Origin of the sequence: Levilactobacillus bambusae (assembly GCF_003124125.1) — a bacterium.
Classification (GTDB): domain Bacteria; phylum Bacillota; class Bacilli; order Lactobacillales; family Lactobacillaceae; genus Levilactobacillus; species Levilactobacillus bambusae.
This window is the reverse complement of sequence record NZ_QCXQ01000001.1, coordinates 466,087-490,814: the sequence shown is the minus strand read 5'-3', so window position 1 is coordinate 490,814 and position 24,728 is coordinate 466,087. Positions and strand designations below refer to the sequence as shown.

Annotated in this window: 23 protein-coding genes and 2 tRNA genes; 17 read left to right on the top strand and 8 right to left on the bottom strand. The window is 44.4% G+C overall.

The window, feature by feature from the left end:
* Window positions 1-7: 7 nt before the first annotated feature.
* Window positions 8-2,725: a glycoside hydrolase family 65 protein gene (locus DCM90_RS02585; protein WP_109249792.1), complete on the bottom strand. Its 2,718-nt coding sequence runs from the start codon at window positions 2,723-2,725 to the stop codon at window positions 8-10.
* Window positions 2,726-3,012: 287 nt separating this feature from the next.
* Between DCM90_RS02585 and mscL the strand changes: the two genes are divergently transcribed.
* Window positions 3,013-3,384 carry a large-conductance mechanosensitive channel protein MscL gene (gene mscL, locus DCM90_RS02580; protein WP_109249791.1) on the top strand — a complete coding sequence of 124 codons (372 nt, stop codon included), beginning with the start codon at window positions 3,013-3,015 and terminating at the stop codon, window positions 3,382-3,384.
* 44 nt (window positions 3,385-3,428) lie between these two features.
* On the opposite strand, the gene DCM90_RS02575 is transcribed toward mscL, so the two are convergent.
* Complete coding sequence (locus DCM90_RS02575; RefSeq protein WP_109249790.1) at window positions 3,429-3,794, bottom strand: hypothetical protein; 366 nt, start codon at window positions 3,792-3,794, stop codon at window positions 3,429-3,431.
* Window positions 3,795-3,882: 88 nt separating this feature from the next.
* On the opposite strand from DCM90_RS02575, the gene DCM90_RS02570 reads away from it, so the two are divergent.
* The gene (locus tag DCM90_RS02570; protein WP_109249789.1) at window positions 3,883-4,074 is read left to right on the top strand and encodes a hypothetical protein; all 192 of its coding nucleotides are present in this window, start codon (window positions 3,883-3,885) and stop codon (window positions 4,072-4,074) included.
* A gap of 223 nt (window positions 4,075-4,297) precedes the next feature.
* Window positions 4,298-4,996, top strand: a complete 699-nt coding sequence (locus DCM90_RS02565) for a CPBP family intramembrane glutamic endopeptidase (protein ID WP_109249788.1) — start codon at window positions 4,298-4,300, stop codon at window positions 4,994-4,996.
* 6 nt (window positions 4,997-5,002) lie between these two features.
* Here DCM90_RS02565 and DCM90_RS02560 read toward each other — a convergent pair whose 3' ends face one another.
* Both DCM90_RS02560 and DCM90_RS02555 read right to left on the bottom strand, forming a co-directional pair.
* Window positions 5,003-5,392 (bottom strand): iron-sulfur cluster biosynthesis family protein, encoded by a 390-nt coding sequence (locus DCM90_RS02560; protein WP_109249787.1) that lies wholly within the window; start codon window positions 5,390-5,392, stop codon window positions 5,003-5,005.
* Between the two features lie 22 nt (window positions 5,393-5,414).
* Window positions 5,415-5,885, bottom strand: a complete 471-nt coding sequence (locus DCM90_RS02555; RefSeq protein ID WP_109249786.1) for a MarR family winged helix-turn-helix transcriptional regulator — start codon at window positions 5,883-5,885, stop codon at window positions 5,415-5,417.
* Window positions 5,886-6,078: 193 nt separating this feature from the next.
* Between DCM90_RS02555 and DCM90_RS02550 the strand changes: the two genes are divergently transcribed.
* Window positions 6,079-6,297, top strand: coding sequence for a hypothetical protein (locus DCM90_RS02550; protein ID WP_109249785.1), 219 nt, complete (start codon window positions 6,079-6,081; stop codon window positions 6,295-6,297).
* A 201-nt stretch (window positions 6,298-6,498) separates the two neighbouring features.
* On the opposite strand, the gene DCM90_RS02545 is transcribed toward DCM90_RS02550, so the two are convergent.
* From DCM90_RS02545 to DCM90_RS02535, 3 genes are all read right to left on the bottom strand, one after another.
* Window positions 6,499-6,582, bottom strand: a tRNA-Leu gene (locus tag DCM90_RS02545).
* 102 nt (window positions 6,583-6,684) lie between these two features.
* Window positions 6,685-7,641 (bottom strand): Ltp family lipoprotein, encoded by a 957-nt coding sequence (locus DCM90_RS10070; protein WP_109249784.1) that lies wholly within the window; start codon window positions 7,639-7,641, stop codon window positions 6,685-6,687.
* 199 nt (window positions 7,642-7,840) lie between these two features.
* Window positions 7,841-8,095, bottom strand: a complete 255-nt coding sequence (locus tag DCM90_RS02535; protein WP_109249783.1) for a hypothetical protein — start codon at window positions 8,093-8,095, stop codon at window positions 7,841-7,843.
* A 294-nt stretch (window positions 8,096-8,389) separates the two neighbouring features.
* Here DCM90_RS02535 and asnB point away from each other — a divergent pair, with 294 nt between their 5' ends.
* From asnB to DCM90_RS02490, 9 genes are all read left to right on the top strand, one after another.
* Window positions 8,390-10,279, top strand: coding sequence for an asparagine synthase (glutamine-hydrolyzing) (asnB, locus tag DCM90_RS02530; RefSeq protein ID WP_109249782.1), 1,890 nt, complete (start codon window positions 8,390-8,392; stop codon window positions 10,277-10,279).
* 150 nt (window positions 10,280-10,429) lie between these two features.
* A complete protein-coding gene (locus DCM90_RS02525) occupies window positions 10,430-11,965 on the top strand; it encodes a UDP-N-acetylmuramoyl-L-alanyl-D-glutamate--2,6-diaminopimelate ligase (RefSeq protein ID WP_109249781.1) in 1,536 nt (511 codons plus the stop codon).
* 6 nt (window positions 11,966-11,971) lie between these two features.
* Window positions 11,972-13,222, top strand: a complete 1,251-nt coding sequence (locus DCM90_RS02520; protein WP_109249780.1) for a carboxylate--amine ligase — start codon at window positions 11,972-11,974, stop codon at window positions 13,220-13,222.
* 6 nt (window positions 13,223-13,228) lie between these two features.
* Entirely contained in the window at window positions 13,229-13,957 is a 729-nt protein-coding gene (locus DCM90_RS02515) for an aspartate/glutamate racemase family protein (RefSeq protein WP_109249779.1), read from the top strand.
* Between the two features lie 403 nt (window positions 13,958-14,360).
* On the top strand, window positions 14,361-15,599 hold the full coding sequence (arcA, locus tag DCM90_RS02510) for an arginine deiminase (protein WP_109249778.1): 1,239 nt from the start codon (window positions 14,361-14,363) through the stop codon (window positions 15,597-15,599).
* 34 nt (window positions 15,600-15,633) lie between these two features.
* On the top strand, window positions 15,634-16,671 hold the full coding sequence (gene argF, locus DCM90_RS02505; RefSeq protein ID WP_109249777.1) for an ornithine carbamoyltransferase: 1,038 nt from the start codon (window positions 15,634-15,636) through the stop codon (window positions 16,669-16,671).
* A gap of 81 nt (window positions 16,672-16,752) precedes the next feature.
* Window positions 16,753-17,694: a carbamate kinase gene (arcC, locus tag DCM90_RS02500; protein WP_109249776.1), complete on the top strand. Its 942-nt coding sequence runs from the start codon at window positions 16,753-16,755 to the stop codon at window positions 17,692-17,694.
* 24 nt (window positions 17,695-17,718) lie between these two features.
* Window positions 17,719-19,149: an arginine-ornithine antiporter gene (arcD, locus tag DCM90_RS02495; RefSeq protein WP_109249775.1), complete on the top strand. Its 1,431-nt coding sequence runs from the start codon at window positions 17,719-17,721 to the stop codon at window positions 19,147-19,149.
* A 60-nt stretch (window positions 19,150-19,209) separates the two neighbouring features.
* The gene (locus DCM90_RS02490; protein WP_165815182.1) at window positions 19,210-19,890 is read left to right on the top strand and encodes a Crp/Fnr family transcriptional regulator; all 681 of its coding nucleotides are present in this window, start codon (window positions 19,210-19,212) and stop codon (window positions 19,888-19,890) included.
* Between the two features lie 97 nt (window positions 19,891-19,987).
* On the opposite strand, the gene DCM90_RS02485 is transcribed toward DCM90_RS02490, so the two are convergent.
* Complete coding sequence (locus DCM90_RS02485; protein WP_109249773.1) at window positions 19,988-20,335, bottom strand: DUF1516 family protein; 348 nt, start codon at window positions 20,333-20,335, stop codon at window positions 19,988-19,990.
* A gap of 180 nt (window positions 20,336-20,515) precedes the next feature.
* Here DCM90_RS02485 and DCM90_RS10065 point away from each other — a divergent pair, with 180 nt between their 5' ends.
* From DCM90_RS10065 to DCM90_RS02465, 4 genes are all read left to right on the top strand, one after another.
* Entirely contained in the window at window positions 20,516-20,920 is a 405-nt protein-coding gene (locus DCM90_RS10065) for a hypothetical protein (RefSeq protein WP_225365942.1), read from the top strand.
* Window positions 20,921-21,005: 85 nt separating this feature from the next.
* Window positions 21,006-21,076, top strand: a tRNA-Gly gene (locus tag DCM90_RS02475).
* Between the two features lie 276 nt (window positions 21,077-21,352).
* Window positions 21,353-23,044 carry an arginine--tRNA ligase gene (gene argS / locus DCM90_RS02470; protein WP_109249772.1) on the top strand — a complete coding sequence of 564 codons (1,692 nt, stop codon included), beginning with the start codon at window positions 21,353-21,355 and terminating at the stop codon, window positions 23,042-23,044.
* Between the two features lie 168 nt (window positions 23,045-23,212).
* Window positions 23,213-24,724, top strand: a complete 1,512-nt coding sequence (locus DCM90_RS02465) for a YfcC family protein (protein ID WP_109249771.1) — start codon at window positions 23,213-23,215, stop codon at window positions 24,722-24,724.
* Window positions 24,725-24,728 lie beyond the last annotated feature (4 nt).

The window sequence follows — 24,728 nt, the reverse complement described above, 5'->3', positions numbered from 1 at the left end:
ACACTCCTTAGTTATTGTAGGTAATAATCTGTGGTTTGTTTGCGAGGAGGTCGTAGGTTTCGCCGTTTGAAACAACGGAGGTATCCTGATCCGCCGTGACGGAAATTTCGGTGTGAGAAACGATGACCTTATAGTTAATGCCCCGTACTAATTGTTGGAAACTAATCTTCTGCCATTGATCCGGCATGTGGGGGTTAATGGTAATGGTTTGGCCAAACGCATCAAACCCGGCGTAATTCCGAGTTTCCATAAGGGTAACTGCGCCCATGACGCCCAGATGGATTCCTTCGGCCGTTGTACCACCTTGAATATCGTAGTAGTCCGATAGGAGAGCCTGACTGAAGAAGTTCCAGGAAGCATCCATGCTATTATCCATTTCGTCAAGAACCGAGTAAACGATCCGGGATAGGGTGGATCCGTGGGTCGTGCGGGCCAAATAGAACTGCAAGTTTTTGCTGAACGAATTAGCCGGTAAGTCATAACCCATGTCCTTAATAATTTGGCGGACCTCAGGTTCAGTCAGGTTATAGATTGGCATTAAGGTATCAGCCTGTTTGGCCACTTGATAGGCATCTGGCGTCTTTCCCTGGGCCTTTAAAATCCGGTCGATCCGGGATATATCGCCGTATTTACGCCGGTAGTTCTCGAAGTTAAGGGTTTCGAGGTTAAAGTAACCGGCAAACTGGGCAATAATGCCGTTCCGGTTGATTTCAAGGTTAAGGTGATGGGCAACGTCATCCATCGCTTTAACGTCGTTCGATGTAAACCCGCTTTGTTCGTCAGCCTGTTTTAGGGTTTCGGGTTTAGTGTTCTTACGAATCAACGCTAGCTTACGGAAGAGCCAGGCTACCATAATGTTGGTATAGGCGTTGTCCTGGAGTCCCTGACTGTCACTATTGGGGTAGTTTTCGTGAAATTCATCCGGTCCCATAACCCCAGAGATACTGTAACGTCCGGTTTGTTCGTTCTTTTTAGCAATACTGAGCCAGAAACGTGCGATTGATTCCAACATGTCTAACCCGTACTGATTCATGAACTCCTTGTCACCGGAAATGTTGGTGTACATAATCACGTTATAGGCAACCGATAAGGAAACGTGACGTTGGAGATGAGAATTGTCTGGATCCCAAGTATTTGTGAGCGGATTTAAGTGAACCACCTGGGATTGTTCATCACCATCGAGGCCAGACTGCCAGGGGAACATGGCGCCGCTGTATCCCGCAGACTTAGCGTTTTCACGAGCGGCATCTAACCGGCGGTACCGGTACATTAACAGTTGCCGGGCTAGCTTTGGCGCATGCAGGGTGTAGAAGGGAATATCAAACATTTCATCCCAGAAAATATGGCCCCGGTATGCTTCACCGTGTAAACCACGGGAGCCCACTGAAACGTCTAGCTCGCCAGATTCAGCCGCCGCTGCTGTTACGTACATGTGAAAAATGTTGACCCGAGTCAGTTTTTGACTGGTCAGGTCCTGATCAATCACAATGTCGGATCCCGACCAGGTTTTCTTCCAGTAGCTCTTACTGTGATCAGAGACGGTATTAAAGGTTGCCGACCGAAGGTGTTTTTCAACCGCTGGCTCGAGGTCACCCGTCGTTTCCCGGCTGGTGGCCATGGAAACGGCCTTTTCAAACGTATAACAATTGCCCGTCTCCACGTTGACGGTGACCGTTTGTTGGATTTTATCGTCACTCGGAATGATATGGTAGTCAGCATTCTGAGGAATTCCCGATCCCGCCAACTTAGCGGCGACGGCGTACTGAATGTTTGAAGTTAAGGTATGCCCCGTCAGAACAATTTCGTTATCGTGGTTTGACATGCCATCCGTGTGCAAATGATGTTCATTTAGACTGCGGTAACGTTCCACGTTGCTGTTTACTACGCCACCGTCAATGGTAGAGTAAATCTGAATGGCCCCCGAAAAGTTAAGGGGGGTGATTTCATATTTAATGGCGTAGTTATGCCAATCAATCATATCGGCCACCTTAGTGGTAACAACCCGAAGCATTTGACCGGTTGCTAGTTGAATCATCATGTGAATGGTGAGGATTCCCGTACGAAGGTCCAAACTCCGGTAAATATCCTGAATGTTTTCAGGTTTGATTTCAAACCGGTTTTGCCCGTCGATTCCAAATGATAGGGCTTGGGCATTGGGCATGTTAACTAAGTCTTCGTTTTCAACGTCCCGGCCATTAACGTTGGTGATGTTTTTATCGTATACCCCGGCAATGTAGGTCCCGGGATAGTTATCGGTATCCGCGTGAGCTTCCACGTAGGCTCCGCGTAAACCAAAGTAACCATTACCAATGGTTAGCATGGCTTCTTGGCCGTAGTTCCGTTTGGCAGTATACTCGCCGTAGTAGTCGAGGTGCCACTGTAAGTAGTTCCGTTTATCGTTTACGGCCTTTTCAAGCCCGTTTTCTTCCAATGAACGGCGACTGACAGAAGGAATGTTTAGCATGTTGGCAAGCGCCAGCCCAATATCAATCCGTTGATGATTAATCCCCACAATGGTATCAGAAAACTCATAGTCTAATGAGTCTTCAATGATTGCAGCATCAACTGGTAAACCAACCAGTTTTACCCGGATGTTTTCCAAGTTCTCCCCGATTTCTTGCTCGGGGTTATAGGCAATTACAAAGCGGCGCTCTGAATTTTGCGTATCGGTTCTATAGACAATATCCATAGCATCGTCTGTGACTTTGATGTCAATTGTTTTCAAGCTAAACCGCATCCTTTCGTCTTTTTTGAGGCATGAGGCTTCATAATTTCGCTGCTTTCGCCTCTTTCAACTTTTATGGTATGCCATTGATAGCGATTACGCAAACGAGACGCCGTGTAAATTTTGGTACAATGGTCGTTCACCAGCGAGGGAGCTGTAAAATGGGCACGGTGCCTGCTTTTATGAATAACGTCTTAAAAAAGCGGGGGTTTATGAATTCAACTTGCAAATCGTATCTGCCATTGCTTAAAATAGAGGTAAGCTTTATGTCTACAGGAGGGTATCGAATGCTAAAAGAGTTCAAAGAATTTATTGCACGTGGGAACGTGATTGATCTAGCCGTTGGGGTTATCATTGGGGCTGCGTTTACCTCAATTGTTAAATCCCTAACCACCAATCTGATTAATCCGTTAATTGGGTTGTTCATTGGGAAAATTGACCTATCCGGGCTTCAGTTCACGGTGGGTAGTGCACACTTTAAGTACGGTTCATTTTTAGATGCTTGCATTAATTTTATAATTATTGCGTTTGTGGTTTTTCTCTTAACGAAGAGTCTGAACCGATTTATGAAGAAGGATCCGGACGCAGAACCGGCACCAACCAACGAAGAAGTTTACCTAGAACAAATTCGCGATTTACTCAAAGACCAACAAAAATAAAAGGGGAGCTGGACCAAGACTGGTCCAGCTCCTTCGCTATTGGTTTATTCAATTAACCGTTGGGCTTCAGAAAGCGATACGGGATGGGCGTCAAACATCATACCCGTGTCTAAATAGCCTTGTTGATCAGTCGGCGACAGTTTAGTCCAATGTGCCATATCAAGGGGATAATCTAAGAAGGTTCCGTCATGGTTGATATTCCCCACAAAAACAAATTGGCGCCGCCGAAAGTCTAATTCGTCCATAATTAAAATGCGGTAAATTTTTGCAAGGGAGTCATCTTGGTCCGGAAGATGATCCAACTGCGTTAAAATATCACCAGCCTCCTTATCGGATAGGGGCGCCATTAGAAGACTTTCAGTTGTTGCTTGATAAAGTTGTTGGAAGGGTAAGACAGCTTCTTGATTCATGATGAGGACATCCTTTCTGTTGCTTTACCCCGTATTATACTGCTGCTAAATTTAAAACCCACGTGGAATGCTTACAAGGAGGAATGTCATGAGGGCGTTATCGTACTTAATTATCGCGGTTGTTCCGGCACTTATTATTATTGGACTATTTTGGTTAACGAGTGCCATTCACTTTAGTTTTATTGTAGAAATTATTATTTGGGTTGTGGGGTGGGTAGCGGCCACGATTGCGGCCACGTTCTTGTTTTTACTGTTGGTGGGTAATCGGCACCAAAAATGAGACTAAAAAAGCCATCACGGTAAACGTAATGGCCAAAGAGTAAGGTTGTAACACAATTGGGGGTTGTGTTACGAAAATTTCATTTACTTTGGGGGAGTAAAATGAAATTTATCTGTTGATGGGGTATGACATAAATGTAATACCCGCAACCATATGGTAACGCAACCGTTCGCAATTGTCATCATGATTTTTAAATTTTATTAGTGAATTATGGAGGTTAACCATGCAAACATTTCATTCAAAACGACCCTCAACGAAACAGTTTGTCGGTCGGCTGTTCGTTTTATTGGGTATGATTATTTTAATCGAACTGGTTCAGCTACCGTTGGCTTTAATTCGTAAGCTTCAACCGGATCCGACCCAAAGTTTATTATGGGTTGGCCTATACTTTGGGCTATTTGCCGCCCTCGTCTGGTTAGCCGAAAAAGTGTATCACTGGGTTCACCCAGAAAAAACGTCTCGGTTATCCCCGGCGACTTGGAAGCTAATGGGGAAGGCCCTCGTTGTTTTTTACCTAACGGAGTTTCTCTTAAACTTCATTAACGTCCTGGTGTTTGGTCAGACCCAAACGGCAAATAACGAAGCCATTTTAAAGCTAATGAGTTCTAATCATTTTATCCTCGGTGCCATGGCCGTTAGTTCGGTTGTTTTCTCACCGGTGGTGGAGGAATTGATCTTCCGGGGGTTCCTGATGGATGGCTTATTTGGCTCTTCGCAGTTTTGGACGCCGATCATCACGAGTGGAATTCTGTTTTCACTTGCTCATAGTAGTACAACCATTGCCAGCTTCTTACTATATGCCGTTATGGGCGGGATTTTTGCTTACGTTTACCGTCGAACGGAAACCATTACGAGTACCATTTATATGCATGCCTTTAACAACTTTATTGCCATGCTCATGATGGTCATCACCCTACTTTAAAGTTGGCTAACAGCCGCCTGTCTTTTCGATGTGAACAGGCGATGGTTGGGGATGGTAAATGAGACTAACGTTAGAGTCCAAAAGTCCAGATCGGTCGCTTAGCTGAAGGTTATAGTCGGAAGAGACACTAATTTTAGGGTCCTCAGAGAAGAAACTATGCGCGTACCCCTTGACGGACACGGGACCTAACGGAGATTGAAGAACCTGATTATAAATGGTTGAATCGACATGCTCTGTTATCAGAAGTTGATAGTTTGTCTCCAAAGAACAGGTTGCAAACTCCGAGTAGGGGCCAACGCCATCGTCTAAATCCAAGATCAATTGGTTTGACCGATCCATTCCCATTCGTGCGAGAATTTTCTCCTGAGCAAATTCGGTTATTTGAAGGGTCATCATTGCTGTCCACTCCTTTTTAAGGTTAATCTGGAACCGTTGCAATTAAGTGATCGGCATCTACTAAATCAAGTTGGTCACTGATTTTATCGACTGCAACTACTAAGGCTTGGTATTGATCGGTCGTTAACCCCAGTAATTTCTGACAGGAGGTTACCCGATTATAGAGGTCAGCTTGATTTTGCTGAGCCATTTTTGTCAGATCAATGATCATTTGCCGTTCGTCTTCCGTACTTCTAGTTCGGGTTACCCAACCCTGTTTTTCTAGTCGCTTAAGGAGGGGCGTTAATGTCCCACTATCAAGGTTCAGATGGTTGCCCAGTTCCTTTACCGTCATCGGAGCCTGTTCATAAAGCGAGAGCAACGCAATGTATTGGGAGTACGTGAGATTAAAGGGGGCCAAGGCTTCCTGATAGAAATGGTTATACTTTTTATTTGCGGTATACAAGGCAAAGCAAAGTTGTGAATCCAAGGTGATTTGATTTAACTGCGTCATTTTAATCTCTCCAATCATAAGTTTTAATCAGCTAAATTGTACGCAATTTATTCTAAAAAAACAACCGATTGCGCTAGTAAAATTAATTAGAAGGCTTTCATTCGATTCAGTCGGGTGGGGGTCTTTTTTTAGTTTTGGGAGTCCATACTGGTGCTTCAAAATAGTCAATGCCCGAGAAGGGAGGTGAATGACAATGGATCTTAGTCGTTTGACAACTCGAAAATTAAAGGGTCTAGAATGGATGGTCTTCTCGGTACGGTGTGACTCCGAAACCGTATCAGCTTACATTCAGTGGCAAGTCTTTATTCATTCGGATGGTCTAGACGCCTACCTCATTGAAGCCGTCCATGAGGCGCACAATATTGACTATATTAAGGCACTATCCGATGAACTGAAAAAACGTCAGCACTAGGTAGTTTAATGAGTCAAAATCCTCAATTAGTTATTAATTTAAGCAAGATTTAATCATCAGAAGTTTTAACGGTGTGCAAAAAGTGTGCAAACACTTTTGAAAAACTCACCTAATCTTACCCAAACTCAAAAATAGGAACCTCGCTAAACGTTGATTTAGCAAGGTTCCTATTTTTTAAAAACTTTCTATTCCAAACTAATATGCCCCGAGCAGGATTCGAACCTGTACTTGGTTGCCCAAACAGCGACCTGAACGCTGCGCGTCTGCCAATTCCGCCATCGGGGCATCATTGCATTGCAACAGGAACAATTATACACGAATTTGGGCAACTTGCAAATACATTTTAAAAAAATTGCAACACTAGTTAACGGAATTGTGTAGATTAACTTAATCGTCTAAATGGCTAATGGCGTAGTCAGCTTGGGCGTCAGTGAAGTTTTCCCCGTAGGATGAGGTGAGTTGATCCCGAATCTCGTTAACGGACATATCTTGATCTTCCTGGTAGGACTTAGCGGAATTAAGTGCGTTTTGGTTCCAGTCAACCCCGGTTAAGTGCGACATAGCGTAATCGGCTGCTGATTCTGAGAAGTCTTCTCCGTAAGATGAGGTGAGTTGATCACGGACGGCTTGTTCGGACATATCCATGTCAGCATAGTCCTGAGCTGCGTGGAGTGCTGCAGTATTCTGGTTCGGTGACGGTTCAGAATTTGTACCTGATTCATCCGCACTTTCATCTGATTTCTCGGTGTCGAGACTATCTTTTTCGGCATCGTCCTCAATACTGTCAGCGTCGCTCTCAGAGTCAACGTCATTAGCATCAGAGGACGATGAGCTTTCGGAACTATCTTCTTCTGTGGCGTCATCATCCTCGCTTGATGTTTCTGATGATGACTCTGAACTGTCAGATTCATCCGTGGCACTCGTTACCGTAACGGTCTCACGATGACTGGTTTGACCATCTTTGGTTGCCATTACGGTATATGTTGTGTCAGGTTGTAGATTGGCTTCACTAAAGTTACCGTCAAGGTCAGCTTTGACCTTCTCAGTTGCTTCGGAATCTGAAACAAATTTAACGGTTGCTTGGGGAACCGTGGTGCCGGTTAACGATTCAGTATCGTTGACCGTGTGCTTATCTAGGTGCAGCTTTGGCACGGCAGTCGTTTGAGTCACGCTGGACTTTGACTGGGTGTCACTACGGACTTTCCCAGATTGAGAAAAGCCAATCCCAACTATAAGTAAGAGGATGGTTAAGCCCATCCAAAAAGCCCAATTTTTATACCATGGACGCTTTTCTTGGACCACGTAAGTTTTTCCGTCGTCGCCTTTTATGGTCTTCTTGGCCACAAAAATTCCTCCAATATTGTTCTGCCCCTACAGCGAAACAAAGTTAATTTCCCGATACCAGCTTTTTTGTCGTCAGGGTTTGGACGGGGTAAAACGTTTAAAAAGGCTTACATATTATACAATTTTCTTTTAAAAGGACACAAGTCTATTTTAGGGAAATAAAAATACCGTCCTCAACTTGAGTAGGACGGCATCTTAACTAGAAACGTTTTGAAATTTTATATGAGGCTTCGTTATCTTGGCCGGTTGGCAGCTGCTCATTCTTATGGGTTATCTGATCATCCGCTAAAAAAATATCAAACGAAGTGGGGTTTGCCTCAGTTTTTTGAACCACAAGTACGTGGCCGTCATCCTGATTTTTCTCCCGATAGATCTGAGCTGTTTGGACAGCGTCATTGTAATCGTGAAAGTTGCCGATTGAATCACCTGGGTTGAAGAAAATGAGTTCATCCATTGTAAAACCCCCTTGAGTATTAATTGAATTGATTATACCGCAATTTGCTGTAAGCGGATACTCTGGGGCACTGAAAATGATTTGGCTGTTCCCGGATAAATTCTCAAGCTAGGTGAAAAGGTAAAGAAAAATGAAAATTTCAAAAAACTTGATCTGGCGCCTACTGTGACTGGTATTACGGCTAAAAATTTGCTAAGATGTTTATGTTATGTTTGTAGAATTAGGTTTGATAGTTTTGCATAACGTTGAACGATAGAGTTGTTAATCAATGTAAATTAAAAAGGGGAATTTAACATGTGTGGATTTGTTGGTTTTGTTAACCAAAAAGATGTCTCAACTGACACCATCAACACTATGGCCGATCGGATTAAGCACCGTGGGCCAGATGATGAGGCCTACTTTAGCGATGAAAGTGTCACTTTAGGCTTCCGTCGTTTATCAATTATCGATCTTGCGCATGGTAGACAACCGATGGAAAACGACGCCAAGACAAAGGTCCTAACCTTTAATGGTGAAATTTATAACTATCAGGATATTCGGAAAGAATTAGAAGACTTAGGTTACCAGTTCCGTACGGACGTCGACTCAGAAGTCTTGTTACACGGATATGATGCATGGGGTCCTAAGTTACTAGATAAACTGCGGGGAATGTTTGCCTTCATTATCTACGATAAGGAAAACCAACAGGTATTTGGTGCCCGAGATCACTTTGGAATTAAGCCGCTGTATTACTATGATGACGGTCAGACCTTCCTTTGGGCGTCAGAAATTAAGGCCTTCTTAGATCACCCCAATTTTAAAAAAGAATTTAATGAAGCATTACTGCCAGTTCACTTAAGCTTTGAATTTATTCCATCCCGGGATACGATGTTCAAAAACGTCTACAAAGTTTTGCCTGGTCAGTACTTCCTGCACGATATTAAGGGTGGCCAGACCGAAACTCACCACTACTTCAAGTTTAGCTATGATCATATTGATAACAGTCAGACGGTTGAGGAAGATGCTAAGAAGATTCGGAAAATTGTTGACGAATCCGTTAAGGCTCATATGATTGCTGACGTTGAGGTCGGTAGTTTCTTATCCAGCGGAATTGATTCGAGTTACGTCCTAAACGAAGCCGCTAAACTAAAACCAATCCAATCCTTCTCACTTGGGTTTAAGAACTCAAAGTTTTCAGAATTGAGCTGGTCCACGCAGTTTGCGGAAGAAATTCACCAGAAGAACACACCATTGTACATGTCATCCGCTGACTACTTTGATATCCTGCCAACGGTCATGTATTACATGGATGAACCACTCTCCAACCCATCGGCCATGCAGTTGTACTACTTGTCCAAGGGGACCCGGAAGGACGTTAAGGTTGCGCTCTCCGGTGAAGGGGCCGATGAATTCTTTGGTGGTTACAACACCTACCTCGAAGCCTACCCATTTGAACGCTACCAAAAGTGGGTACCTAAGCCAATTCGTAAGGCACTCGGAAAAACCGCCGAGAAGTTCCCTCGGTTCCACGGCCGGCGCTTCCTTGTTCGGGGAGCCCAACCACTTTCGGAACGTTATTACCGGGTTAACTACGTTTACGATTATGAAGACCGGAACAAGATTTTAAAGAACCCTAAGTTAAACGTTGATACGGGAGCTTATACGAAGCATATCTTTGACGATGTTTCAAATCTGGATGAAATGACCCAGATGCAGTACTTCGATATCAATACCTGGTTACCTTACGATATTTTGCATAAGGCGGACCGGATGAGTATGGCAAACTCACTGGAAGTTCGGACGCCATTAGTGGACAAAGAAGTTGCTAAATTTGCGGCAACCATGCCCGTTAAGACGCGGATTAACCAGGAGGAGACCAAAATTTCCTTACGGGCAGCCGCTGAAGCTGAATTACCAGAGCGGGTTGCCAAGAAGGAAAAACTTGGCTTTCCGTCACCCGTTGCTCAGGGAATGACTGAAGAACCATATAAGACTCGGATTATTAATGCATTCCATTCTGATATTGCCCAGAAGTTCTTCAACCCAGATGAATTGATGAAGATTTTTGACGCCCACGTAAACGGCCAATCAAGTATGCAAAAAATCTTTACGGTTTACACGTTTATTATCTGGTATGCGGTTTACTTCCCAGAAGATACGAACGTTGATATGCGCCAGTACGTTCATCGGACCGCAATTGATTAATTAAATAGTAAAAAGTCAATGACGTGAAGTCATGATTAACACAAGGTTGTTAGTGGATGAATCCGTAACAACCTTGTTGTCGTTTTATGAGAAAAAAATAGTGGGGAAGCTAACGGCGCCTCCCACACCAAGTGAAGGGGAGATGACTCGATGATAATTGGGATAGATGAGATCAAAACGGTTTTGGCTGAACACCGGTTATTAGCGCAAGTTATTGATAACGGTTCTGAAAAATTTAGGGCCGTCACGTTTGATTCAAGACGGGTATCTAACGAAACGCTGTTCTTCTGTAAGGGTAATTTTCGGCCTGAATACCTAGCGAGTGCTAAAGCTGCGGGGGCAACCGGATACGTCTCCGAACGAGAATACGAAGAAGGCTCAGAATTAACAGCCATTATTGTAACGGATATCCAAAAGGCAATGGCGTTAATTGGAGCCGCATTTTACGGGTACCCCCAGAATGACTTATTTATCGTTGCCGTGACGGGAACTAAGGGGAAAACAACCACGGCTTACTTCACCCACGGCATCTTTGCGGAAACGACGGATGATAAAACGGCCCTGTTTTCGACGGTGGATCGGATCCTGGGTCCTGCTCCTGAACAACAATTTAAATCGGATTTAACGACTCCGGAATCACTGGATCTTTTTCACGATATGCGAGAAGCAGTGGATAGTGGAATGACCCACTTAGTGATGGAAGTTTCCTCTCAGGCGTATAAACGTAACCGGGTTTATGGGTTAACCTACGATGTGGGAATTTTTCTGAATATTACGCCAGATCACATTGGCCCAAATGAACACCCAACGTTTGAAGACTACTTGCTCTGTAAGGAGCAGGTCCTCGTAAACTCAACCTGTTGCATTATTAACGCTGAAACGGATCATCTAGCGGACGTTTACTACGCAGCCAAAACTTCGAGTCAACCTGAAAATGTGTATCTCTTTGCCCGAAAGGGAGCGGAGATTGCCCTCGACGTTCCCGTTGATTTTTGGTACAACAACGACTCGGAAACGTTACACAAAAGTGAGTTTGACTTAAGAGCGGCCACTAATAAGGCGGCTAAGCTAGATCAAATTAGTGGTCACTATGAAGTTGGCATTGCTGGGAACTATAATGAGGGGAATGCGGTAGCGGCATTAATTGCAAGTGCCCTTGATGGGGTTGACCATGAGAGTGCTTATGATAAGCTAGAGGCGGTTCGAGTACCCGGTCGGATGGAAACGGTCGTGTCCGATAATCATGGAACCATCTATATTGATTACGCGCATAATTACGCTAGCGTCCATGCACTACTAGAATTTCTTAAGGGTCAAACTCATGCTGGCCGCGTTATTATTGTTGTGGGGTCGCCCGGTAATAAGGGTGAATCACGACGAGCTGGTTTTGGCCAAGCCATTAGCGAGGAAGCCGATGTTGCCGTTTTAACAACGGATGACCCGGGTTATGAAGATCCAATGGCCATTGCTAAACAAATTGATGATCATATCGACCATGGGAAAGTGGACGTTATTTTCGAATTAGATCGACCAACCGCCATTAAAAAGGCGATTGAAATGAGCACGGGTGATGACATCGTCGTCTTAGCAGGTAAAGGAGAGGATCCCTACCAGAAGGTTAAAGGGGTCGATACCCCATACCCGACGGATGTCATCATTGCTAAAGAAGTTGTGAAGGGGCTTTAATTAATAATGGAAAATGTACCAGCATTTACCCCGGTACTCCTGGGGAGTGACTTTAACGTTTATGGAATGGCACGGGGGTTTTACGATTTATATCAGAAGCCAGTGAGGGCTTACGCTCAGACCGAGCTAGCTCCAACGCGGTTTTCAAAGATCGTGGATCTAAAAGTGATTGATGGTTTTTCTGAAGATCCCGTTTGGATTGATTCAATGATGACCATTAAAGAGGAGTACGCCCATCACCCGGAACCCGTTATTTTAATCGGCTGTGGGGACGGGTATGCCGAGTTGATTTCAAAGCATAAAGCGGAACTGGACGATGTGTTTATCTGTCCCTATATTGATTATGATTTACTGCGGCAGCTTAATCAGAAGGAAAACTTCTATAAGATGTGCGATAAATATGGGCTTCCATACCCTAAGACTGAAATTATCACACAGGCTGACGCAGAGACTGATCAGTTTAGCAACCCCTTTGGGTACCCGGTAGCGTTAAAACCAGCAAACAGTGTTGAATGGTTAGACGTCCACTTTGAGGGCCGTAAGAAGGCCTTTCGGATTCAGTCCGAAGCTGAATTAAACGATATTGTTCATAAGATTTATGATAATGGGTACACCTCAGAATTGATTTTACAGGATTTCATTCCTGGGGATGATAGCAATATGAGGACCCTGAACGTTTATACGGATCAGTATCACCATGTCAAATTAATGTGTATGGGACATCCGCTGTTAGAGGATCCAGCCCCATCAGCGATCGGTAATTACGTCGCAATTTTACCCGAGTATAATGCAGCCCTCTACCAGCAAATTAAAACGTTCTTGGAAAAGATTGAGTTTACGGGGTATTGTAACTTTGATATGAAGTATGATTCACGTGACGGAAGTTTTAAGTTGTTTGAGATTAATCTGCGGCAGGGTCGTTCCAGCTTCTTCGTGACACTAAATGGTTATAACTTGGCGGATATGGTCGTGCAGGATTACGTAACGGGGACGTTAAGGGATCAGCCAACGATTTATGCGAATAAAGATCGGTCGCACGAAAAGCTATGGCTAGGGGTGCCAGTAAAGGTCTTTAAGAAGTATGCCAGAGAAAACGAAGACAAAGAACGGGCCCTAGCCCTAATCGAGGCCGGACAGTATGGAACGACCTTTAATTATCACCCCGATATGAACCTTCGCCGGCTAGCTTTACAGACCTGGATTAATCATAACTATACGGTTAACTTTGATAAGTATTTTGCCATTAACAAGGAGTAATTATAAATGGAACACTTTTTTACCATTATCGGTGGAATGGGCACCATGGCAACTGAAAGCTATGTTCATCAGCTAAACCTGCGAACACCAGCGCACAAAGACCAGGATTACTTTAACTACATTTTGGTGAACCATGCGACGGTTCCAGACCGAACATCGTACATCTTGGATCACAGTCAGCCAAGCCCATTTCCTGCGTTACTCAGTGACATTAAGCAGCAAAGCCAATTCGGGCCGGATTTTTTTGCCTTACCATGTAATACAGCCCATTACTTCTACGAAGAGTTGCAGGCGGCAACCGAAATTCCAATTTTGCATATGCCAAGGGAAACGGTTAAGGATATCCAGGCTCGTTATCCGGATGCTAAACGAATTGGGATAACGGGGACCCGTGGGACAATTGCAGATCGAATTTACGAGGATGAAATCAACCGGGTTGGCCTAACGCCAGTCTTACCCACTGAAAAGATTGAGGCGGAGACAATGACGTTGATCTACGATGACATCAAGGAACAAAACATGGTTGACCCCGTTCTCTTTCATCAAATTGTGGCTGAAATGATTAACGAACAAAACTGTGACGTGGTGATTTTAGGCTGTACCGAATTATCCTTGGCCCAGGAACGGGAACCAGTGACAGATTTGCCAATTGCGGATGGCCAATCAATTTTAGTGGATCGGTCAATTGAATTGGCAACTAAAACTCAACGTTCTCATTCAGATGTTACTGATTAATGAAGTTAATTAATGTCGAATATATGCCCAATTTAAGAACTTTTATGGAAGTTCTTAAATCTTGGACGTATATTCGACTTTTTTAATGGCAAATTTTTGAATATCACTAGTTAACAAACGTGCTATAATGGGCAGCTAATTTATTGAAATCGTTTTCTTTGCATAAAAACCGCAAATGCCCGACAAAAACGAATATTTGTTGTAACATATTTGTAATATTACACAGATATTCACCGGTAATAGCCATACTATTCGATAAATGTGTCATAATTCACATTTTTATAAGTGATTTTTTATACAATGCGAAATGATTCGCATTTTCAGTGAGAAATGAGCAGCATATAGAAAACGCTTTCAATTATATACTTTGTCCGTAATCAAAATTACTTAGGAGGTAATTATTATGACAGCTCCAATTCATGTAGGTTCCGAAATCGGTAAGTTGAAGACCGTTATGCTAAAGCGTCCGGGCGAGGAAATTGAAAACTTCACACCTGAAATGATGCCACGGCTTCTATTCGATGATATTCCATTCTTACCCCAAGCTCAAAAGGAACACGATGCCTTTGCGGATATTTTACGGGATAACGGAACAGAAGTTCTCTACCTTGAAAAATTATCAGCAGAAGCCATTGATGCTGGTAACGTAAAGGATGCCTTTCTGGAAGAAATGTTAACTGAATCCGGATATGCGGCAGGTACCACTCACGATGCCCTAAAAGAATACTTGATGAGCATGTCAACTCCTGAGATGGTAGATAAGATTATGTCAGGGATCCGTAAGAATGAAATTGACTTTGTTCCAAGTGACCTGGTGAGTGCAGCTGAAGATAAGGACTACCCATTCTTTATGGATCCAATGCCAAACCTTTACTTTACTCGTGATCCCGCAGCTTCAATCGGTGATGGCTTAACCATTAACCATATGACTTTTGAAGCCCGTCGGCGTGAATCACTCTTTATGGAAACCATCATTAAGTATCACCCACGGTTTGCTAATAAGGGCTTACACGTATGGCGCGGCCGGGACCACAAGACTCGGATTGAAGGTGGGGATGAATTAGTTCTTTCCGACCACGTCTTAGCAATTGGGGTATCCCAACGGACATCAGCAGATGCCATTCAAGACGTTGCCCGGAGCCTGTTTGATCCAGCAAATGACAGCGGTTACGACACCATTATTGCCATTCGGATCCCTCATAACCACGCCATGATGCATTTAGATACTGTGTTCACCATGATTAACCGGGATCAATTTACGGTTCACCCAGGAATTTTAGGTGAGGGTGGCAAGATTGATACTTGGACGCTTCACCCAGCTAATAATGAAGATGGCTTCTCCATCGAACACGACCAAAATCTGGAAGAAGTTCTTAAGAAGGCGCTCAACTTAGACGAACTTGATCTGATTCCAACTGGTGATGGTGATCCAATCGTTGCCGGCCGTGAACAATGGAATGATGGCTCTAATACGTTAGCCATCGCCCCAGGGGTCGTTGTCACTTATAACCGGAACTATGTTTCAAATGAACTCTTACGGAAGCATGGTTTAAAGGTGATTGATACCCTCTCTAGTGAACTATCACGGGGACGTGGGGGCCCACGTTGCATGAGTATGCCATTAGTTCGTGAAGACCTCTAAAAGACTAAATTACAGAAAAGGGAGTTAGTGAATTATGATTGATATTAACAAATTTAACGTCTCAGAATTGCAAGGTCGTAGCTTCTTAGCTTGCAAGGATTTCACTCCAGCACAGGTTAGCTACGTTGTTGACTTTGCCCTTCACCTTAAGAGCATGAAGAAGATGGGAATTCCTCACCACTACTTGGAAGGCAAGAGTATTGCGTTACTCTTTGCTAAGAGTTCGACTCGGACTCGTTCCGCCTTTACGGTCGCTTCCATTGACTTAGGCGCCCACCCAGAATTCTTAGGGGCCAATGATATCCAATTAGGTAAGAAGGAAACGATTGAAGATACCGCTAAGGTTCTTGGCAGCATGTTCGATGGGATTGAATACCGTGGATTTGCCCACAAGGACGTTGAAGAATTAGCTAAGTATGCCGGGGTACCCGTATGGAACGGGTTAACTAACGAATGGCACCCAACCCAAATGATTGCCGACTTCATGACCATGAAGGAAAACTTCGGCTACTTGAAGGGCTTAAACTTGACCTTCGTTGGTGACGGCCGGAATAACATGGCTAACAGCCTCTTGGTTGCCGGAGCAATGCTAGGCGTTAACGTTACAATCTTAGCACCTGACAGTCTTCACCCTGGTAAGGACGTTGTTGATATCGCTCAGAAGTTTGCTGACGAAACTGGCGCTCACTTAAACGTCACTGCTGATATTGATGAAGGTGTCAAAGGCGCCAACGTTATTTACACTGACGTCTGGGTATCCATGGGTGAAGATAACTGGGAAGAACGCGTTAAGGAATTAACGCCATACCAAGTTAACATGGATATGATGAAGAAGACCGGTACCCCAGATGATGAATTAATCTTCATGCACTGTTTACCAGCTTTCCACAACACGGACACCACTTACGGCGAAGAAGTATTTGAAAAGTACGGCATTAAAGAAATGGAAGTTACTGACGAAGTCTTTAACTCGAAGTATGCACGTCAATTTGTTGAAGCCGAAAACCGGATGCATTCTATTAAAGCCATGATGGCCGTTACCCTTGGGGACCTTTACATTCCAAAAATGTAATCCGTGAGTGACAACGTCTTAATCGACAGGTGTATAGCGGAGCCTATACACCTGTTTTTGTTTGAGAAAGGAATGAATTTAATGGATAAAAAAATTGTCGTTGCGCTCGGAGGAAACGCCATCTTAACGGATGATGCATCAGCTGAAGCACAACAAGAAGCGTTACGAAAAACTGCTAAGTACCTGGTTCAATTTGTCAAGAACGGTGATAACCTGGTTATCTCCCACGGGAATGGGCCACAAGTCGGCAACTTACTGCTGCAAATGGCTAACGGATCAACCCCGAAGAATCCACCAATGCCGTTAGATACGGATGTTGCGATGACTCAGGGCAGCATCGGTTACTGGATGCAAAATGCGATGGATGAGGTCCTGGCTGAAAACGATCTGGATAAAGATGTTGCTACGATTGTGACCCAAGTTGAGGTCAGCAAAGACGATCCTGCCTTTGCCGACCCAACAAAACCCATTGGTCCGTTCTATTCTAAGGAAGATGCTGACGCCCAAAAGGCTGAACACCCAGACTTTACGTTCGTTGAGGATGCTGGCCGCGGTTACCGGCGGGTTGTTCCATCACCAAAACCAATCTCCGTTAAGGAATACCGGGTGGTTAACCACATGGTAAATGATGGGATCATTCCTATCTCAGTAGGTGGGGGCGGTGTCCCGGTCGTGAAGGATGGAAACCGGTTAGTTGGCCGCGAAGCCGTTATTGATAAGGACTTTGCTTCCGAAAAACTGGCTGAATTGGTTGGGGCCGACTCCCTGATTATCTTAACGGCGGTGGATAACATTTACGTTAACTTTAACAAGCCGGACCAAAAGAAATTAGAGCACGTTACCATTGCAGAACTGAAGAAGTATATGGATGAAGGCCAATTTGCCAAGGGATCCATGTTGCCGAAGGTTCAAGCAGCAATTGAGTTTGTTGAAAATAGTGATCATGGACAAGCAGTTGTCACCTCACTCGAAAACGTCGGCAACTTCCTGTCGAACGGATCTGGAACAATCATTACTAAGTAATGTCAATGTTAGGAGGGTCTCACTATGGATGAAGCAAAAGGTAAATTAGGCCTATGGGAACTGGTAGCGTTAGTTGTCGGTTCTATCATCGGGGGCGGGGTCTTTAACTTAATGCATGATATGGCGGTTCCAGCGGGGGCTGGCGCCATCATGATTGGTTGGGCAATTACCGCCGTCGGGATGATTTGTTTAGCCTTTACGTTCCAAAACCTGACGATGAAACGGCCAGATTTGGACGCCGGGGTTTATAGTTACGCAGAAGCGGGATTTGGTAAGTATATGGGCTTTAACTCCGCGTGGGGTTACTGGGCCTCAGCTTGGTTAGGTAACGTGGGATATGCCACGTTACTGATGAGTGCCGTCGCTTACTTCTTGCCAGTCTTTGGGGACGGACAAAATATTTGGTCCATTCTTGCCGCCTCCGTTATTTTATGGGCTTGCCACTTCATGATTCTTCGTGGAATTGAATCGGCATCCTTTGTTAATACGATTATTACCGTTGCTAAGTTAATTCCGATTTTCGTCTTTTTGGTCATTATGGTGATTTCATTCAAGTTGGGAATCTTTACTCAAGGTTTCTGGTTCACCCCATCGGGTCACTTCCAGTTTGCTGACGTCATGAATCAAGTACGTGGAACGATGTTAGTTACCGTTTGGGTATTTATTGGGATCGAAGGGGCTGTTGTCTTCTCCGGTCGAGCTAAAAAACGGTCTGACGTTGGTAAGGCCACCGTTTTAGGAATTATTACCGTGATCCTGATTTATATGTTAGTCACACTGCTCTCATTTGGGGTTATGCGGCGTTATGGTTTGGCTCACCTCAGTCAGCCAGCAATGGCTGCCCTCTTAAAGAGTGTTGTTGGGGAATGGGGAGCCGTTCTCGTTAATGCCGGATTAATTATTTCCGTCGTTGGGGCTTGGCTTTCTTGGACCATGTTTGCGGGCCAGCTGCCATACGAGGCCGCTAAACAGGGAACCTTCCCAAAGTGGTTTGCTAAGGAAAACAAAAACGGCGCACCCGTTAACTCACTAACATTCACAAATATCTGTGTTGAAATCTTTATGTTCTCATACTTGATTACAGCTTCGGCTTACAATTTCTTCTACTCAATTGCCAGTGCTGCAATCTTAGTCCCATACGCTTTCTCCGCTTTCTATCAATTTAAGTATACGTTAGGCGAAGATTCCAGTGTTCCAGGCCGGACACGCAACCTCATTATTGGGATAATTTCCAGCGTTTACGCCGTTTGGTTGTTATACGCCACCGGTTCAAGTTTCCTCTTGCTTATGATGCTATTATTTGCCGCAGGAATTCCAGTATACTGGTACCTGCAAAAGAAGGATAATCACGCCGCTAAAGTATTTGGCCCCGTTGAAAGATGGGTCGCCCTTGCGATTCTTCTTCTTGCCATTGTCGCAATTTGGCAATTAGCTACTGGTCAAATCACAATCTGATGGTTATGATAAAGGGAGAACAATTTTGTTCTCCCTTTATTTTTGTAGGAGCTGATGAAGATGATTGATCAGAGGGATTATTCGACCTATATAGAAAAGATGCGAACTGAGAGTGAATTTGCTCAGTTACCTTCAAATGAATTTGACCAATTATTAGCCCGGGTTAAGGTTCGCAGTTATCCGAAGGGGCAAATTTTATTCGATCAGGGGGATCGCCGGGATCGATTTTATTACCTGTTGGATGGGATTGTCCGGGTGGAACGGTTTGATATGACAGGGGAAGCCAGTTTTTACGAGTACGTTGCTCAGGACCATGCCTTTCCCTACCGGGGCTTCTTTATGGATGACGACTATGCCTACTCGGTTAGAGCCATGACTACGATTGTGGTAGCAAGCTTTGCTATGGGTCAGATTGAAGAACTGATTTCAAAAAATCCCGCAATGATGAAGGCCGTGTTAATTGAGATGGGAACCATCATTAGCGAGGATGAGGATCATTTACAGCATATGATTACGTCGTCCGCTTCGGATCGGGTGCAATACTCCATTCGATTGCTCGGACAGAAACTAGGTCAGGTTAACGAGGAGGGACATTTGTTTGTGGCCTATCCGGTTAACATTAATGAACTAGCTGAAATTAGTGCCACCACCAGGGAAACCGCCAGTTCGGTGATTGCTAAATTGCAAGACGACGGAGTTCTCAACTATTCGCACAAACGAATGACGTTCTACCACGTCTAAGATTCAGTCACCACAACAAAACAGCGTTCCAAACCGAATCCGATCAAAAGTTGATCGGATTCGGTTTGGAACGCTGTTTTTCGTTACTTGGATTTCCTTAATTAAAGATAGTGAAGAGGTAGGAGCTGATGCCAAAGCTACACACCCCAATGATGGCAAGTAAATTATAGGTAAGTAGATGAAAGCGCCAGGTTTCCTTTTTGTTAAAACTCATCTCAATGAGCAGCAGGGTGGTAATGGTTGCCAGCAAGTTTGCTGAAACGAGAACAGGATGGTGGCCGAAGGTTCGGTGAGTCAGAATAATACAGCTAACGAGCAGGATGAAATCAATTACCCTTACGGTAATTAACCATTGCTGGGTATGCTTTTCTTCGCGGGCGTGAAGTCCTAGTAAGACAAAAAGTGCCAGCAGTGGCCAGGCACATAAATTAATTAATAACCACATTCAGGTCATTCCTTCATTAACAACGTTTTAGGCTAAGTGTAACACGCTTAAATCGGCTGAACCCACTCAACCGTTAAGTTTTAGAAAAAGACAACGTTTGTAAGAAATTACAAGATAAGCGACAAGTGGCGGAATAAAGAGTAGAATAAGGGTCGGAATCTCGGCAAAGGAAGTGCAATTATGGCAAACAAAAAAGATAAAGATGCAGAAAAGGTAGAAATTAACGTTAACGTGGGGGACTATGTGACCGCGAAGAAGTTTGGTTCCTTTGCACACAACTTTAAGGGCGTCGTTGAGAAGGTCTATGAAAATTCGGTCTTAATCGTAATTGATTCATTTGACCCCGAAGATGCCGTTGTTGTCGATGATTTAAATCACCGGGCGGTTAGCCGGAAGACAGAAATTAAGGTGACAAAGGCCGCAGCAACCACGGGGACGCATGACTTAGCCGACTCAAAGAGGAACAATGAAGAGCGAAATAAGCGGGTCGAGCAAGAGCACCGTGCGGGTGAAGTTACGATTACCCATGTCGATCCGCAGACGTTAAAAGCCAACCCAACGGATTCTAAGAAATCAACCAAGTAAAACCGGACTCACAAAAAAGATGAAGGTTTATTTTTAAAAAGATGATGACAGAATAAATTTTCTGTGCTATACTTTTTTGTGTTGTGCGGGTGTAGTTTAGTGGTAAAATTCAAGCTTCCCAAGCTTGCGTCGCGGGTCCGATTCCCGTCACCCGCTTACTGATGGAAGAATGTCAGTAGGTCAATTAATCGTTGTTCAATGATAAAAGGGTAGTAACAGTGAAGTACCGTTAAGCGAGTCAGGGATGGTGAAAGCCTGATCGGTGCCATTGTGAAGGCGTACTTTTTAGAACTAGCAACTTTAATAGTAAAGTGGACATCAGTCAATTAGAGTGGTACCGCGGGTTAGCTCGTCTCTTACAGGTTATTTAACTTGTAAGAGTTTTTTTGTCTACTCGGACTAAAAATGGATCTAAATTAAGGAGGAAGATCGATGGATTATTCAACTAAAGTCACAGATGCCTTAGCAGGGGCACTAGATGGTGAGCTAAGTGCTGATGATATTTCAGCCAAGTTAGAAACACCAAAGACGGACGCACAGGGGGATTTAGCGTTTCCGGCGTTTACCTTAGCCAAACAATTACATCAGGCACCCCAACAAATTGCGGCTGATATCGTTGCAAAAATCGACCAAACTGGGTTTGAAAAGGTTGAGGCAATGGGGCCCTACGTTAACTTCTTCTTTGATAAATCACTTTTTAGTGCTGAAACGCTTGAAGCGGTTCTAACTGAAGGTGCGGACTACGGTCAAAATGATCGTGGGGACGGGGGTAACGTTCCAATTGATATGTCCTCACCAAATATTGCCAAGCCCATGTCAATGGGCCACTTACGTTCAACGGTGATCGGTAATTCATTAGCAAATATCTTAGCTAAAAATGGGTACCACCCCATTAAGGATAACCACTTAGGCGACTGGGGAACCCAGTTTGGAAAACTCATTGTTGGGTACAAGAAGTGGGGAAGCGAAGAGGACGTCAAGAAGGATCCCATCAATAAGCTGGTTGAGTACTACGTTCGCTTCCATAAAGAGGATGTTGAGCACCCCGAATTAGATGATGAAGCCCGGGAATGGTTCCGTAAGCTTGAGGCTGGTGATCAAGAGGCCCATGATCTTTGGGCTTGGTTCCGTGAAGAATCACTTAAGGAATTTGAGGGAGTTTACGATAAGCTGGGAGTCACATTCGATACTTACAACGGTGAAGCTTTTTATAACGACAAGCTGCAAGAAGTCGTTGATCTGCTAAAGAGCGACAACCTGTTGCAGGAGTCCCAGGGGGCCCAAGTTGTGGACCTAGAAAAGTACGATATGAACCCGGCAATGATTTTAAAGAGTGACGGGGCGACGCTGTACATGACGCGTGATATTGCTACCGCTCTTTACCGGGACCGGACGTACCATCCCGCAATGAACATGTACGTAGTGGGCTCCGAACAGAGTTATTACTTTAAGCAGGTGAAGGCCGTTCTTGAAGAAATGGGCATTCCATCCGCCGACAAGCTGGTGCACGTTCCGTTTGGGCTCATTACCGTCAACGGAAAGAAACTGTCCACCCGGTCTGGCCGGATTATTCTCTTGAACGACGTCTTGGATGATTCCGTGGCAATGGCTAAGAAACAAATTGCAGAAAAGAACCCTGACCTGCCTAATAAAGAAGAAGTTGCTAAGCAGGTTGGGGTTGGGGCCATTGTGTTTGGTGATTTGAAGAACGACCGGATGAATAACATTGACTTCAATCTGGAAGACCAACTCAAGTTTGAAGGGGAAACGGGGCCCTACGTTCAGTATGCCCACGCCCGGGCGGAAAGTATCCTGCGGAAGGCGGGGGATGTTGAAATCTCTGCCAACGACAACCAAATTTCCGATCCGGAAGCTTGGGACATCATTAAGGAACTTGCTGATTTTCCACGGGTAGTTGAGTTAGCCCTCGACGAATTTGAACCTTCCGATATTGCGAAGTTCTCGTTAAGACTGGCAAAGGCCTTCAACAAGTACTACGCCCACTCTAAGATTTTGGCAGATGACGCTGAACGTCCCGCTCGGCTTGCCCTAGTGAAGAGTGTATCGATTATGCTGAAGGAATCATTACGAATCTTGGGTGTTCAAGCCCCAGATGAGATGTAGTTATTATTGGTATTAACCTAAAGCGTTTAGCTCATCCCGTTAACAGTGGGTTAGCTAGGCGCTTTTTTATTAACTTGGCCGGCGGTTCACCAGTTTGTGACTCGTCAAGCCAATTAATAAGCACTATAATATAAGCGGTTACACATTTTAGGATAGGGAAGTGACGATATGGAACAAGTATCTAAAAAACGACGGAAATTTAAAATGCCTTCCGCCTACACAATTCTATTTTTTATTATTATCGCAGTAGCCATTTTAACGTGGATTATTCCGGCGGGCCAGTACCAAACCGATAAGGCCGGTAACATTATTGCCCATACTTACCGGCAGGTGGCAGCTAAACCACAGGGGATTTGGGACGTCTTCATGGCTCCAGTCATTGGAATGGTTGGGAACTCAAAAACGGACGGTGCCATTTCCGTTTCACTATTCATTCTGGTCATCGGGGGATTTCTGGGGGTAGTTAATAAAACCAAGGCCCTAGACGACGGAATTTCCTCGGTGGTCGTTAAGTTCAAGGGGAAGGAAAAGTGGCTAATTCCCATTCTAATGACCCTATTTGCCCTCGGTGGGTCAACCTTTGGGATGGGGGAAGAAACCATTGCGTTTTATCCGCTGCTGATTCCCGTCATGATGGCAGTCGGTTTTGATTCGTTGGTAGCGGTCTCGATTGCATTAATTGGGACGCAGGTTGGCTGTTTAGCATCAACGGTAAACCCGTTCGCAACGGGGGTTGCTTCCCAAACCCTAAACATTTCACCCGGTGATGGTTTAATGTCACGGTTGGTCCTATTAATTGTGACGGTGGCCTTTAGTATCTGGTACGTTTATCACTATGCTTCAAAGATTGAGAAGGATCCGAAGCAATCCCTCATTTATGATCAGCGTCAGGCTGATGAATCCCGCTTTTTAAGCGAGGATGATGGGGTGGACACACAAATGACGGGGCGGCAAAAGGCAGTCCTATGGTTATTCGTCTTGACGTTCGTCATTATGATTATGGGTCTTGTCCCGTGGGATAGTATCAATCCTCATTGGACAGTTTTTATTCAGCTTAATAAGTGGCTCACAAATTTACCGTTTCTGGGGGCGCTACTAGGGAAGGACATGGTACCGTTAGGAACTTGGTACTTTAATGAAATTACAATGCTATTCTTCTTCATGTCCGTCCTAATCATGTTCACGTTTAAGATGAGTGAAAGTGACTACATTGAAGCCTTTATGAACGGTATGAGTGATTTTATTAGTGTTGCGATCATCGTTGCCGTTGCCCGGGGGATTCAGGTGGTCATGAACGACGGAAACATCACGGCGACGGTTCTTCACTGGGGTGAGAGTGGCTTATCCAGTATGGGATCCATTGCCTTTATTATCCTGACCTATATTTTTTACATTCCAATGTCGTTTTTAATCCCATCGACCTCTGGATTAGCGGCCGCAACGATGGGGATTATTGGCCCACTTGGTAAGTTTGCTCACGTTGCCCCTAGCTTAGTGATTACGGCTTATCAGGCGGCCTCAGGGTGGGTAAATATTATTACACCAACTTCCGGAGTGGTCATGGGTGCGTTAGCAATTGCCCACGTCAACATTAACGTTTGGTGGAAGTTTACGCTGAAACTAATGATTGGTTTGTTTGTTATTATTTGTATCTTTTTAGCGGTATCGACCCTAATTTAACGTA